This is a genomic window from Rhodococcus sp. 7Tela_A2 (assembly GCF_049311045.1).
GTDB lineage: Bacteria > Actinomycetota > Actinomycetes > Mycobacteriales > Mycobacteriaceae > Rhodococcus.
Map to the genome: position 1 here is coordinate 1 of NZ_JAXION010000111.1, position 13,634 is coordinate 13,634.

Annotated in this window: 12 protein-coding genes; 3 read left to right on the forward strand and 9 right to left on the reverse strand. The window is 67.0% G+C overall.

Annotation, left to right across the window (positions count from 1 at the left end):
• Positions 1-119 precede the first annotated feature (119 nt).
• Entirely contained in the window at positions 120-2,333 is a 2,214-nt protein-coding gene (locus TVH25_RS17475) for a transglycosylase domain-containing protein (protein ID WP_422424977.1), read from the reverse strand.
• An 880-nt stretch (positions 2,334-3,213) separates the two neighbouring features.
• A complete protein-coding gene (locus TVH25_RS17480; protein WP_169620962.1) occupies positions 3,214-3,636 on the reverse strand; it encodes a DUF5318 domain-containing protein in 423 nt (140 codons plus the stop codon).
• 242 nt (positions 3,637-3,878) lie between these two features.
• On the opposite strand from TVH25_RS17480, the gene TVH25_RS17485 reads away from it, so the two are divergent.
• The gene (locus tag TVH25_RS17485; RefSeq protein ID WP_169620961.1) at positions 3,879-4,436 is read left to right on the forward strand and encodes a PadR family transcriptional regulator; all 558 of its coding nucleotides are present in this window, start codon (positions 3,879-3,881) and stop codon (positions 4,434-4,436) included.
• Entirely contained in the window at positions 4,429-5,529 is a 1,101-nt protein-coding gene (locus tag TVH25_RS17490; protein ID WP_169652338.1) for an inositol-3-phosphate synthase, read from the forward strand. Before TVH25_RS17485 ends, TVH25_RS17490 begins: the two co-directional genes overlap by 8 nt.
• A gap of 84 nt (positions 5,530-5,613) precedes the next feature.
• Here the strand turns inward: TVH25_RS17490 and TVH25_RS17495 are convergent, their stop codons facing one another.
• From TVH25_RS17495 to TVH25_RS17505, 3 genes are read right to left on the reverse strand one after another with little or no spacing between them, the layout of a single operon-like run.
• On the reverse strand, positions 5,614-6,372 hold the full coding sequence (locus TVH25_RS17495) for an SDR family oxidoreductase (RefSeq protein WP_169620959.1): 759 nt from the start codon (positions 6,370-6,372) through the stop codon (positions 5,614-5,616).
• Positions 6,369-7,442 carry a phosphotransferase family protein gene (locus TVH25_RS17500; protein ID WP_169620958.1) on the reverse strand — a complete coding sequence of 358 codons (1,074 nt, stop codon included), beginning with the start codon at positions 7,440-7,442 and terminating at the stop codon, positions 6,369-6,371. Before TVH25_RS17500 ends, TVH25_RS17495 begins: the two co-directional genes overlap by 4 nt.
• Complete coding sequence (locus TVH25_RS17505) at positions 7,439-8,692, reverse strand: acyl-CoA dehydrogenase family protein (RefSeq protein ID WP_169620957.1); 1,254 nt, start codon at positions 8,690-8,692, stop codon at positions 7,439-7,441. Before TVH25_RS17505 ends, TVH25_RS17500 begins: the two co-directional genes overlap by 4 nt.
• Positions 8,693-8,743: 51 nt before the next feature.
• Between TVH25_RS17505 and TVH25_RS17510 the strand changes: the two genes are divergently transcribed.
• Positions 8,744-9,358: a TetR/AcrR family transcriptional regulator gene (locus TVH25_RS17510; RefSeq protein WP_169652336.1), complete on the forward strand. Its 615-nt coding sequence runs from the start codon at positions 8,744-8,746 to the stop codon at positions 9,356-9,358.
• On the opposite strand, the gene TVH25_RS17515 is transcribed toward TVH25_RS17510, so the two are convergent.
• The 4 genes from TVH25_RS17515 to TVH25_RS17530 all read right to left on the reverse strand — a co-directional run.
• Positions 9,333-11,393, reverse strand: a complete 2,061-nt coding sequence (locus TVH25_RS17515) for a transglycosylase domain-containing protein (RefSeq protein WP_422424980.1) — start codon at positions 11,391-11,393, stop codon at positions 9,333-9,335. The two genes, TVH25_RS17510 and TVH25_RS17515, sit on opposite strands and share 26 nt — an antisense overlap.
• 169 nt (positions 11,394-11,562) lie before the next feature.
• Positions 11,563-11,757 (reverse strand): hypothetical protein, encoded by a 195-nt coding sequence (locus TVH25_RS17520; protein ID WP_296550319.1) that lies wholly within the window; start codon positions 11,755-11,757, stop codon positions 11,563-11,565.
• Positions 11,754-12,605, reverse strand: coding sequence for a carbohydrate ABC transporter permease (locus TVH25_RS17525; protein ID WP_169620953.1), 852 nt, complete (start codon positions 12,603-12,605; stop codon positions 11,754-11,756). Before TVH25_RS17525 ends, TVH25_RS17520 begins: the two co-directional genes overlap by 4 nt.
• A partial coding sequence (locus TVH25_RS17530; protein WP_422424981.1) for a carbohydrate ABC transporter permease occupies positions 12,602-13,634 on the reverse strand: 1,033 nt, incomplete at its 5' end. The genes TVH25_RS17530 and TVH25_RS17525, both read right to left, overlap by 4 nt.

Consider the following 13,634-nt stretch of genomic DNA (forward strand, 5'->3'; position numbering starts at 1 on the left):
CGCCGCCCCCCCCCCCCCCCCCCCCCCCCCAAACCCCCGGGGCGGCGCCCCTCGGCGAGTGGGCCCGGTGACACCGGTTCCCGGTTCTTGCGCTCCCCTTCGACCGTCACGCGACTTTTTTACCGTGCCGGTGCGAGTTCGGGCTGTTGTGCCTGCGCGCCGGGAACCGCTTGCCCGTTCTGTCCCGCCCCGTTCTGTCCCGGTACCCGGTTCTGCGTCGTCTGCTCGGAAGGAGCGTTGTCCTCGACGTTTCCGCCGGAGTCCTCCTCGTCCTGTTCAACGCCGGAGTCCGGACGCGAGGGCACGGTCGGGCGTGTGGTCTGCGGCGCGACTCCCGGTACCGGAATCGTGACGCCCGGGAAGATCTCCACGTTCTGGGTGGTGATCTCCGGGATCTCCGGGATGGTCGGAATGGTGCGGGAGGTTTCGGGCGCCGTCGTGGTGGGCTTCGCCGTTTCCGACGCCGTCCACGAAGGCACACCTGCCACACCCGAGATCGCTCCGGGCTTCGGGAACGATTCGACCTCGGTGCCCTGGAGAGCGCCGTCCATCGAGTCCTTCCAGATATCCGACGGCAGACCCGAGCCGTAGATCATCCCGCCCCAGCTGTTCTCGAGCGGGAGGCCTTCCTCGGTTCCCATCCACACGGCGGTGGACAGCGACGGCGTGTAACCGACCATCCATGCGTCCTTGTTCGACCCGGTATCGCCGAGCTGTGCGGTACCGGTCTTGGATGCGGACGGGCGGCTCCCGGCGAGCGCGTGCCCGTTGGAGTAGGCCGCGATCGGCATCATCGCGGCGGTGGTGTTGTCGGCGACGACCTCGTCGACGACCTGCTCGCCGACCGGGCTGCCGCGGTCCAGCAGGACCTCGCCCTCGGACGTGACGACCTTCTGCACGAAGTACGGCTCGTGGTACCGCCCGGAGGCTGCGAGCGTCGCGTAGGCGGATGCCATGTCGAGCACGCGGGACTGGTACTGGCCCAGCACGATGCCGTAGTTGGGGCCGGCTCCGTTCGGCTCGGTGAGCGTCTCACCGATACCCGGAACCTCCTTGGGGATGCCCAGCTTGTGTGCCATGTCGGCGATCGCCTGCGGGCCGTCGTCCATCTCGAGCATCATCCGGTAGAAACTCGTGTTCAGCGACCGCTTGAGCGCCTCCGCGATGGTGCATTCGCCACACGACTGGCCTTCGACGTTGCCGATCTTGATGCCGTTGACTGTCAGCGGACCGCTGTCGTAGGTCTTGGACAGCGGCACACCCTGATCGAGGTTCGCGGCGAGACCGAACACCTTGAACGACGAACCCGTCTGCAGGCCCGCGCTGGCGAAGTCGTAACCGATACCGCTTTCACCGCCGTAATAGGCACGCACCGCGCCGGATCGCGGATCGACCGAGACGACGGCCGTGCGCAATTCCTCCGGTTCGCCTTCGAGGTTGGACCGCACGGCGTCGAGTGTCGAGGCCTGTGCCTGCGCATCGATCGTCGTGGTGATGTCGAGTCCCGCGGTGTTGAGCAGGGTCTCGTCGATTCCCTCGGATGCCAGTTCCCGCAGGACCTGGTTCTTGATCAGGCCCTCGGGACCGGAGGACTGGTCGCCGTTGTCGAGTTCCGCGAGCGGGACGTACGCGGGGTACTCCATGCCTGCGCGGTCGGCGGAGTTGAGGGTGCCGGCGGCCACCATGCCGTCGAGCACGTAGGTCCAGCGCGACTTGGCGCCCTCGGGGTTCTGCTCGGGGTCGAGCAGCGACGGCAGCTGAATGGACGACGCGAGGACCGCGCCTTCTTCGACGGTCAGTTCGTTGACCGGCTTGCCGAAGTACGCGTTCGACGCGGCGGAAATCCCGTACGCGCCGCGGCCGTAGTAGATGGTGTTGAGGTAGGCGGCGAGGATGTCGTCCTTCGACCACTGATTCGCCATCTTCACCGAAAGAACGAGTTCCTTCATCTTGCGGGTCAGGCTGCGCTCGTTGCCGACCAGAGCGGTCTTGACGTACTGCTGCGTGATGGTCGAACCACCACCGGCGCTCTCGCGGCCGAGGATGTTGTCGCGCGCGGCCCGCGCGAAACCGGACGCCGAGAAGCCCGGGTTGGAGTAGAAGTCGCGATCTTCCGCGGCGAGCACGGCGTTTCGCACGTGCAACGGGATCTGGTCGAGTTCGACCTCGTGGCGGTTGCCTTCCGGCGGAATCACCTTGGTGATGACACCGGTCCCGTCGGAGTTGTAGATCGTCGCAGCCTGGTTGGTGACGAGCTCACCCGGACGCGGCACGTCCTGTGCCACGTACGCGAGCATGAAGGCGAGCAACGGGATGAGGATGCCCGCGGCCACGACGCCGTAACCGACACGACGGATGGTGCGCCAGGGGATCTTTCTGCCGCCGCCGCTTCCGTCACCCCCACGACCGCCCCCCCCCCTGCCCCGCCGGCTGGGCCGCGCCCGTCCGCGCCGCGCGCCCCCCCCCCCCCCCCGCCCCGCGGCGGCCGGGCCGGGGTCGGACGGACCGCCCTGGGGACCGCGTGCCGCGTCGGGACCCTGCGGCGGGGCCGGCGGCCCCCCGGCCGGGGGGGGGTTGTGCCCGGGGGGGGGCCGGCCCGCCGGGGGGCGCGGGGGCGGGGGGGGGCCCCGGGGGGGGGCGCTGGGGCCCACGTCCCTGGGGAGTGTTGTGGCCGGGAGCAGGCGGGAACTGCTGGGTGCGCTGCGGAGGGTTCGCTCCCGGCGGCACCGGACCTGCGCCCGGTCCGCGAGGCGGCAGGGCGTTCGGGTTCTGGGCGTTCGGGTTGGACGGCGCGGGACCCCGGCGCGGGGGATACGGCTGTCCCTGGGGAGGCTGCTGCGGCCGCCCCTGCGGGAACGGCTGGGGAGGGTACGGCGGACGGCCGCCGGACTGCGGCGGCTGAGGCTGGCCGGGCCGGCCCTGGGGGCGCGGCTGAGGCGGCAACGGTCGTCCCTGGGCGGGTCCCCCTTGCGGCGCCGGTCGCTGCTGCGGCGGCGGCCCTGCCGGGTTGTCCCGGTGAGGCGGATCGGACCTGTTGCCCTCGGGTTCGTTGTCGGGGGAACTCACGTACTCATCTCCAACTGTTTGCGCGACGCGTGACGCCGCATCTTCGAATGCCCGTCCGAAGACGGGCACGCGAGGATTGGTTCGTGCGGGCGGTATGCGGGAAGGAACTTCATCGGGCAGCGTTCGCTCACGTCGTCCGGCGCCCGTTCACTCGCTCGCGGTGCGACGGTCCTGCCCCGTCGTCCGGCGACGTGGGCGTTTCGGGGCCGGTTGCGACCCCAGGACGTACGACTGCACCAGGTGATTCCAACTACACGTGCGACATACCTCGACCACATGGACCGAGAATTCCTCCTGGCTGGCGGCCAGGCGGGTCAGCTCTTCGGGCGTTCGGGCCGACCCGGACACCGGGCCGAGCTTTTCGCCGAAGACCCACGAGACGAGGGTCACCTGCTCCTTGCGGCAGATCGGGCAGGTGACGTCGCTGCCCTTGCCGTGGAACTTTGCTGCCCGGAGCAGGTAGGGGCCGGCGTCGCAGACTTCGGCCACACCGCGCCGCCCCGAGTAGACCTCGGCAAGCAGCGACCGACGCTGCAACGCGTAGTCCACCACCTGCCGCTGAATTCGCACGGACCCCAGAGTACGTGCGCCGGGGCGACAGGTGGGTGCGGAGTGGTAACAGCAACCCTGTGACGCGCGGCAATCTCGGCCCCGCCGGAGGTGCCCGCAACAACCGAGGGCCGTCCGGGAACCGCTTTCCACCTGGACGGATGTTCCGGATGATTTCACCAAGGCGTATCGTCGTTTATATCGGCGCGATATAGTTTTGTGTCGTATCCATCGGTTGGTTCACTCGGACAAGGAGGTGACTCGTGCTGGAACTGGCTATCCTCGGTCTCCTCCTCGAGTCGCCTATGCACGGGTACGAGCTGCGTAAACGCCTCACCGGGCTCCTCGGGCCGTTCCGTGCCTTCTCCTACGGGTCTCTCTATCCGACTCTGCGACGCATGCAGGCGGACGGGCTCATCGAAGAGGATTCGGGAGTTCCCGGGACCGTCAAGCGACGCGCCCGGCGCGTGTATCGGCTCACTCCGGCGGGGCGGGAACGCTTCACCGAACTGGTCGCCGACACGGGACCCCAGAATTACACCGATGACGGATTCGGTGTGCACCTCGCTTTCTTCAGTCGCACCCCCGCCGAGGCGCGGATGCGAATTCTCGAGGGCAGGCGCCGCCAGGTCGAGGAGCGCAGGGAAGCGCTCCGCGACGCGATCGGACGGGCCGGCGGCACCTTGGACCGCTACACCCGTCAACTCCATCAGCTCGGCCTCGAATCGAGCGAACGCGAAGTGCGGTGGCTCAACGAACTGATCGCCGCCGAGCAGTCGACAGCAGCACGCAACAAAGAAGGAGAACCCGACCATGGGTGAGAACAGCACCGCGGTGCGCGTGGCCATTGTGGGCGTGGGGAACTGTGCCTCGTCCCTGGTCCAGGGCGTCGAGTACTACAAGGACGCGGACGCCACCGCTTCCGTCCCCGGCCTGATGCACGTGGAGTTCGGCCCGTACCACGTGCGCGACGTCCAGTTCGTCGCCGCATTCGATGTGGACGCCAAGAAGGTCGGATTCGACCTGTCCGAGGCGATCCTCGCGAGCGAGAACAACACCATCAAGATCGCCGACGTACCGCCGACCGGCGTGACCGTGCAGCGCGGCCACACTCTCGACGGCATCGGCAAGTACTACGCCGAGACCATCGAGGTCTCCGAGGCCGAACCCGTCGACGTCGTGAAGGTCCTGAAGGACGCCGAGGTCGACGTCCTCGTGTCCTACCTCCCCGTCGGCTCGGAACAGGCCGACAAGTTCTACGCACAGTGCTGCATCGACGCCGGTGTGGCGTTCGTCAACGCGCTGCCCGTGTTCATCGCGTCCGACCCCGTGTGGGCCAAGAAGTTCACCGACGCGGGTGTCCCCATCGTCGGCGACGACATCAAGTCGCAGGTCGGTGCCACCATCACCCACCGCGTGATGGCGAAGCTGTTCGAGGATCGCGGCGTCGTGCTCGACCGCACCTACCAGCTCAACGTCGGCGGCAACATGGACTTCAAGAACATGCTCGAGCGTGAGCGTCTCGAGTCCAAGAAGGTCTCCAAGACCCAGGCCGTCACGTCGAACCTCACCGGTCCCCTCGCCGGCAAGGTCCACGACCGCGACGTGCACATCGGTCCGTCCGACTACGTGCAGTGGCTCGACGACCGCAAGTGGGCGTACGTGCGCCTCGAAGGCCGCGCCTTCGGTGACGCTCCGCTCAACCTCGAGTACAAGCTCGAGGTCTGGGACTCGCCGAACTCCGCCGGCATCATCATCGACGCGATCCGTGCGGCGAAGATCGCCAAGGACCGCGGCATCGGCGGACCGATCCTTCCGGCTTCCGCGTACCTGATGAAGTCCCCGCCGGTCCAGATGGCCGACGACAAGGCTCGTAACGAGCTCGAGGCCTTCATCATCGGCGCCGACGCCTGATTCTCACGCTCTACCGGATGTCACATTCGGGCAGTACGACGACTGCCCGAATGTGACATTCTGCTTTTTCGGATCGGAGGAGCGTCACACCATCCGGCGGACCACCGACAGCGGCAGCACCTTCATCGCGAAGCCCAGCGGCACCCAGGGCCACGCGGGCACGTAGGCGCGGGCAGGCTCTTTCTCGATCGCGGCCGCCAGTGCGCGACATCCCGTTTCCGTGTCGACGATGAACGGCACGTTCTTCACCTTCTCGTTGATCTCCGACCGGATGAAGCCCGGGTAGATCGTGCTCACACCGATTCCCGTGTTCGCCAGGTCCGCCCGCATCCCCTCGCCGAGCGACGCCACCGCGGCCTTCGAAGCCGCATAGGTGGTCATGTTCCTCGGCATTCCGCGGAGAGCGCTCATCGACGAGATGAGCGCGACGTGCCCGGCGTTGCGCGGTCGCATGAGTTCGAGCGCGGCTTCGCTCTGCGCGAGGGCACCGAGGAAGTTCGTGGTGGCCGTCTGCGCGTTCGCACGAAAATAGCCGGTGCCCAACGGTTGTCCCTTGCCGAGACCCGCGTTGACGATCACCCGGTCGAGACCTCCGAGTTCCTCGTCGAATTCACGGAAGACGGTGAAGACGTCGTCGTGCCGGTCGACGTCGAGAGCACGCAGCGTCACCGTGATGTGCGGATGTTCGGCGAGCAACTCGGTACGCAGTGCCTCGAGCCGGTCGACGCGCCGCGCAGCGAGTGCGAGATTTCGTCCCCGCGCCGCGAACTCGCGCGCCATCCCGGCACCGAGGCCGGAACTGGCACCGGTGATGAGGATGTTGCGTCGTTCCGGTCGGCTCATCGCACTTCGCTTTCGATTCGGTCGATCAGCGCGTTGCAGCGCGTATCGAGATAGCCGACGATGACCCAGAAATCCTTGAACGCCGGGTTGGTGGTCTGGCCGTGGTGGTAGCGGTAATAGATCTGCTGCGCGATGACGGCGAGCCGGAACAGGCCGAACACCTCGTAGAAACCCCAATTGTCCACCGGCAATCCGGTTTTCTCGGAGTAGTAGTCGACGATCTCCTGCCGGGTGAGCATCCCGGGAAGGTCGGAGGGCTGCCGCTTGGTCGCGAGCAGCATCGGATCGTCGTCGGCTTGCACCCAATAGGCCAGGGACGAACCGAGATCCATCAGCGGGTCGCCGACGGTGGCCAGTTCCCAGTCGAGAACCGCCAGCGGTGTGCACGGATCGGTCTCGTCGAGCACGACGTTGTCGAGGCGGAAGTCACCGTGGACGACCGTTTGCGCCACGTCGGCGGGCTGTGCTCGATCGAGCCAGGTCCGCACCCGGTCGAAGTCGGGAACGTTGTCGGTGCGGGCCTTCTCGTACCGTGACGACCACCCCGCCACCTGGCGGGCGACATATCCGGTGCCGCGGCTGAACTCGTCCAGTCCGGTCGCGGCCGCGTCGACGCTGTGCAATTCGACGAGCAGATCGACGATCCGCAAGCAGAGGCCGCGGGTCTGTTCGGGCGTGAGTGCGAGATCCGTCGGCGGATTCGTGCGCAGGATCGTTCCGGGTACGCGTTCCATGACGTAGAAATCACTGCCCAGGACGCTGTGGTCGGTGCACAGGCCGATCATCGTCGGGACGTACGGGTAGACAGGGGCGAGCAGCGACTGGATGCGGTACTCGCGCACCATGTCGTGGCCGGAGGACGGTTTCGCGCCCACCGGTGGTCGCCGGAGCACGAGATCGCGGTCCGGGTACCGCAGCAGATAGGTGAGATTCGATGCGCCACCCGCGAACTGGTGGACCGCGGGAACGCCGTCGATGCCGGCATGTTCGGAGAGCCACGACGCCACCGCGGCGACGTCGAATGCGTCTTCCTCACGCACATCGCGCGCGTTGTCGGGAAGAGTCGTCACTTCTGCCGTACCCCGTCCTGCTTGTACTTGCCGAGTTCGCCGCGCGCGATCAATCCCTGATGGACCTCGTCCGGCCCGTCGGCGAGACGCAACGCACGGGCCGCCGTCCAGGCTCCGGCGAGAGGGAAATCGTCGGACAGCCCTGCGCCACCGTGGATCTGGATCGCGAAATCGACGATCTGCTGCGTCACGCGGGGCGCCGCGACCTTGATCTCGGAGACTGCCGACCGGGCACCGGCGAGACCTTGCGTATCGAGCAGCCATGCCGCGTGGAGAACGAGCAGCCGCAGCTGATTGATCGCGATGCGGGCGTCGGCGACGCGCTCACGATTACCCCCGAGGTCGATGAGGGGTTTGCCGAACGCGGTGCGCTCGAGGCCGCGACGGCACGCGAGTTCGAGAGTGCGCTCGGCGAGGCCGACGAGACGCATGCAGTGGTGGATACGGCCGGGTCCGAGTCTGCCCTGGGCGATCTCGAATCCTCGGCCGGGGCCGGCGATGATCGCGTCGAGCGGCAGCCGCACATCGGTGAACGACACCTCGCCGTGCCCTGCGGGCTCGTCGTAGAACCCCATGGTCGGCAACATGCGTTCGATCGTCACGCCCGGGGTGTCCACGGGAACGAGGACCATCGAATGCCGTTGGTACTTGTGAGCTTCCGGATCGGTCAGCCCCATGAAGATCAGGACCTTGCAGTCCGGGTGCCCGATGCCGGTGCTCCACCACTTGCGCCCGTTGAGCACCACCTGGTCGCCCTCCACCACGGCGGTCGCGGCCATGTTGGTCGCGTCCGACGAGGCGACACCGGGTTCGGTCATGCAGAACGCGGAGCGAATCTCGCCGTCGAGCAGGGGGCGGAGCCACTGATCCTTCTGGGCTGCACTGCCGTAGTGGTAGAGCACCTCCATGTTGCCCGTGTCGGGCGCGGCGCAGTTGAACACCGCGGAGTAGAACGGCGAGCGTCCCATTTCCTCTGCGAGCGAGGCATATTCGACGTTCGACAGACCGGCGCCGAGTTCCGCGTCCGGAAGGAAGAGATTCCACAGTCCCTGGGCGCGGGCAGCGCGCTGGAGTTCGCGGAACTCGTCGCTCACCGCCCATGCGTCTGCACCGGAAGTGTCCTGGCGCTGGGCTTGGGCGACGCCGCGGGCGGCGTGCAGGCGGGCTTCCACCGGCGCGACCTCGTCGGCGATGAACGTGCGGAGCCGCTCGAGATAGTCGCGGCTGCGGTCGGACTGTCCGAAATCCATGTGCGCCTTCCGTAGGAACGGTAATGAGCAATGCTCAGTTAGGCTAACCGGATGAGCACCCCGCGACAAGAGGTCGGCAAACGCCGACGGCTGCCACCCGAGGAACGACGCCGGCAACTCGTCGCGATCGGTCTGCAGGAACTCGCGACGCGCCCCATCCACGCGCTCTCCATCGATCGTGTCGCCGACATCGCCGGAATCTCCCGCAGCCTGTTGTTCCGGTACTTCCCGACGAAACAGGACTACTACGTGGCGATCGTCGGTTCCGCCTCGCGCCGCCTGCTGCGCGCGGCGGTACCCGCCCCGGGCGACCCCGATCCGCTACGCGCGATTCTGCAGGCGTTCGTGTCGTTCATCGACCGGCACGGCGACAACTACCAGACCTTCTTCCACGGCGGATACGGGTCCGATCCGCAGATCCGCGAGATCCACGGTTCGATGAAGAACACCCTGGTCGATCGCGTGATCTCCGCGCTCGGGTGCGCGGACGGCTCGCTCACCCGGATGCGGCTTCGGGGATGGTGGTCGCTGGTCGAATCCCTCGCAATCGACCGGCTGCACGAACCGGGGCTCTCCGTCGACGATGTGGTCGACTACGTCAGCACGCTCCTGCCCGCCGTCCTCACGCCGGACGACGAGCTCACAGCCCCGGAATCTGGATCGTGACCCCGGGGAACACCTCGATCTGCGGCGGGACGGGCACGGGTAGCTGAACCGGCGGTGCCGGAATCGTGATCGGCGGAAGATTCGAGAAATCCGGAAGCCGGAACCCGGGGACGGGGGCTTCCGACTCGGGCTCCTCGATTCCCGGGTCGGCCGGTACGCCGGCCTGACCGCCGATCGGTGCCGGCCACGGGAAGCTCTCCACCTCGGTACCGGCGAGGGCGCCGTCCATCGTGCCCTTCCAGATGTCCGCCGGCAGGCTCGACCCGTAGATCGATCCGCCCCAGCTGTTGGTGATGGGACCGGCGTCGGGTGTTCCGATCCAGACCGCTGTCGACAGGGACGGGGTGTATCCCACCATCCACGCGTCCTTGTTGAGCCCGGTGTCGCCGAGCTGCGTGGTGCCGGTCTTCGCCGCCGAGGGGCGGCCCCCGGCCAGTGCATGTCCGCGCGAGTGCGCCGCGATGGGCAGCATCGCCTGCGTGGCATTGTCGGCGACGGCGGGATCGATGCGCTGTTCGGCGGGGGAGGCGGGCCGATCGAGAAGTACCACACCGTCCGCCGTGACGACCTTCTGCACGAAGTACGGCGCGCGGTACGTCCCGGACGCGGCGAGCGTCGCGTACGCCGATGCCATGTCGATGACCCGGGACTCGTACTGGCCGAGCACGATGCCGCCTTCGGGAGGCCCGTTCGTCGTTCCGAGGGTGGTGCCTTCGACGCCGGGAATGGTCTTCGGGATTCCCGCCCGGTGTGCGATGTCGGCGATCTTCTGCGGACCGTCCTTCATCGACATCATGAGCCGGTAGAAGCTGGTGTTGAGCGACCGCTTGAGTGCTTCCGCGATGGTGCACCGCCCGCACGATTCGCCCTCGACGTTGCCGATCTCGAGGTTCCCGATCTTCAGCGGTGAGCTGTCGAACTTCGCGTTCAGACCGATCCCCTCGTCGAGTGCCGCGAGCAGGCCGAACACCTTGAACGACGAACCGGTCTGCAGGGGCGCCTGCGCGTAGTCGAACCCGGCGCCGTCCTCACCGCCGTAATAGGCGCGTACGGCACCGGACCGGGGGTCGATCGACACGACCGCGGTGCGGAGGTCGGGGTTCTCGCCTTCGAGCGTGCGGCGCGCGGAGCCGACGGCAGCCTCTTGCGCGACGGGGTCGATGGTCGTGGTGATGCGCAGGCCCTCGGTGTTGAGAACCTGCTCGCTGATCCCGGCCTGAGACAATTCACGCAGGACGTGGGACCGGATCAGGCCCTCCGGTCCCGTCGCCTGACTCGCGAGCGCGAGCGAGTTCGACGGCACGGTGTCCGGGAACACCTGGGTGGCGCGCTCACCTTCGTCGAGCACGCCCATACCCACCATGCCGTCCAGCACGTAGTTCCAGCGTGCCTCGACGGCGAGGCGGTTGTACTCGGGATCGAGAGTCGACGGGGTCTGGATCACGCCCGCGAGCACGGCCCCTTCGGACACCGACAGCTCACCGACGGGCTTGCCGAAATATGCCTGCGACGCCGCCGCGATTCCGTATGCGCCGCGCCCGAAATAGATCGTGTTGAGGTACGCCTCGAGGATCTCGTCCTTCGACCATTCGCGGGCCATCTTCGTGGAGATGACGAGTTCGCGCATCTTCCGGTCGAGAGTGCGGTCCGCGCCGACCAGGACGTTCTTGACGTACTGCTGCGTGATCGTGGAACCGCCACCGGCGCTTTCCTTACCCATGACGTTGTCGCGGGCCGCGCGGGCGAAGCCTGTGATCGAGAAACCCGGGTTGGTGTAGAAGTTGCGGTCTTCGGCCGACAACACCGCGTCGCGGACGTGCACGGGCACGTCGTCGATGGTGATCTCGACGCGGTTCCCTTCGGGCGGCACGACCCGCGTGATCTCGGTCGTGTCGTCGGCGGCATAGATCCGCGCGATCTGGTTCGTCTTCAGGTCGGCCGGACGCGGAACCTCTGTCGCCGTGTACGACGACATGAAGAACCCCGCGGGCACGATCACCAGAAGCGCGACGACGGCGAGCACTACCCACCGCACGATCCGCCACCCACTCGAGCGCGCGGACTTTCTAGAACCGTTCCTGCCGGTTGTGTGCCTGTTCGAGGAAGTCACTCGTATCACTTTCTCCGGAATCCGGGCGGGCAGGGCAATCGCACCCGACTAGGAATGGTACGGAAGTGCCCGGCACAGATGATCTACGAGCAGATCAGGAGCCGGTGCGCCGCCAAGCCCGGAACGCGAACCACCACGCCACCGCGAAGCCGAGGAGCACCAGCGACGGCACGATCCCCGGCGCCGAAGTACGCATCTCGGTCACCGCGCCGACCACCGCCAGCACGGTGAAGACGGTGAGAAAGCCCAGGAGCATCTCGAGTCGCTGCCGTTTCGGAAGACGTTTCACGACTTGACGCCACCTGCGGTCAGACCCGAGATGATCCGGCGCTGGAACAGCAGAACCATGATCACGAGCGGCACCATCACGAGTGTGCCGCCGGCCATGATCGACGCGTACGGGGTGACGTACGGGTCGGTTCCGGTGAAGCGGGCCATCGCGACCGTCACCGGTGCGGTGCGTTCGCTCGAGAGCTGCGACATCAACAGGAACTCGTTGACCGTCGCGATGAACGCGAGGATCGCGGTGGTGAACAGCGCGGGGGCCGCCAGCGGCAGCATCACGAGGCGGAAAGCCTGTCCGCGGGTGGCACCGTCCATCCGCGCGGCCTCTTCGAGTTCCCAGGGAAGCTCGGAGAAGAACGACGTGAGGGTGTACACGGTCAGCGGCAGCACGAAGGAGATGTTCGGGATGATCAGGGCCTGATAGCTGCCGATCCAGCCGATGTCGGTGAACAACTGGAACAGCGGCGTGACGAGTGCGACGACCGGGAACATCGACGCACCCAGGATGATGCCCGTGACGAAGTACTTGCCACGGAAGTCGAACCGTGACAGTGCGTAGGCGGTGAACACGCCGATGAGCAGGGCGATCGCGGTGGTCGCACCCGCGATGATCACGCTGTTGAGCAGTGCGCGCGAGAAGTTGACCTTGGCGGCGGGATCGAGTGCGTCCGCGAAGTTCTGCAACGTCGGGTTCGACGGCCACAGGGAGGTGCTGAACGTCTCCCGCGGATCCCTCAATGCCGTGACGATCATCCAGTAGCACGGAGCGAGGCCCCACACCACGATGATCGCGACCCCGACGTAGGTGCCGAACGAGCGCAACCGGGGCTTGGACGTGCGCGCGGCGGTCATGCGACCTCTCCCTTCCGCTGTTTCTCCTGGGTATCGACGGCGTTGGCCCCCAGGAACCGGACAAGGACGAATGCGCACGCGAAGATGATGAGGAACGTGATCGTCGACAGCGCCGACGCCGAGTTCGCACCCTGCCGCATCTGGTCCACGACGAGCACCGAGATCGTCGACGTCGCGGGATTGGAGCCCATCATGATCGCGGGCAGGTCGTACATACGCAGCGCGTCCATGGTGCGGAACAGGATCGCGACCATCAACGCGGGCTTGACCAGCGGCAACGTGATCTGCGTGAAGCGTTGCCACGCGTTGGCTCCGTCAACCTTCGCTGCCTCGTACACGTCCGACGGGATCATCTGCAGACCGGCGAGGATGAGCAGCGCCATGAACGGCGCGGTCTTCCAGACGTCGGCGACGATGATGGCGAAACGGGCGGGCCAGGGATCGGCGGTCCACATGAAGTCGGTGCCGAGCAGTTTGTTGGCGATACCGTCGTTGGCGAAGATGAAGAACCACAGCTTGGCGGTGACGGCCGTGGGAATCGCCCACGGCACCAGGACCGAAGCGCGCAGCAGGCCGCGGCCGCGGAACGACTTGGCCATGACCAGCGCCATCGCGAAACCGACGACGGTCTCGAGCGAGACGGTGACGACCGTGAAGAAGAACGTATTGAAGATCGACTGCCAGAACTGGGAGCCGAGCGTCCCCGGGGGACACGGGATCGTGCCGGTGGCAGTGCCGCAGGTCTGGGTGATCCAGCGCGTGTAGTTGTCGATCCCCACGAAGCCGCCGGTGACGAATCGACCGGTCTCGGGATCGAGGGTCTTCGCGTCGCCGTGTACCGACATCCACACCGCTCGCCCGAGCGGATACAGGATGATGACGGCCAGGACGATCATCGACGGAGCGACGAACATCCAGATCGGTATCGTGCGTCGCTTCTTCACCACGGGTACGGGCGCGTTGGGCCCACGATGCCGCCCACCGACATGCCCGGCGGGCGGGGCCGGCGGGCGGCGCCCGCCGGGGGCT

What these genes read in the sequence shown, in the direction of transcription:
- TVH25_RS17525 (WP_169620953.1), bottom strand. Translation starts at nt 12,605, where the DNA reads ATGACCGCCGCGCGCACGTCCAAGCCCCGGTTGCGCTCGTTCGGCACC.
- TVH25_RS17510 (WP_169652336.1), top strand. Translation starts at nt 8,744, where the DNA reads ATGAGCACCCCGCGACAAGAGGTCGGCAAACGCCGACGGCTGCCACCC.
- TVH25_RS17495 (WP_169620959.1), bottom strand. Translation starts at nt 6,372, where the DNA reads ATGAGCCGACCGGAACGACGCAACATCCTCATCACCGGTGCCAGTTCC.
- TVH25_RS17490 (WP_169652338.1), top strand. Translation starts at nt 4,429, where the DNA reads ATGGGTGAGAACAGCACCGCGGTGCGCGTGGCCATTGTGGGCGTGGGG.
- TVH25_RS17505 (WP_169620957.1), bottom strand. Translation starts at nt 8,692, where the DNA reads ATGGATTTCGGACAGTCCGACCGCAGCCGCGACTATCTCGAGCGGCTC.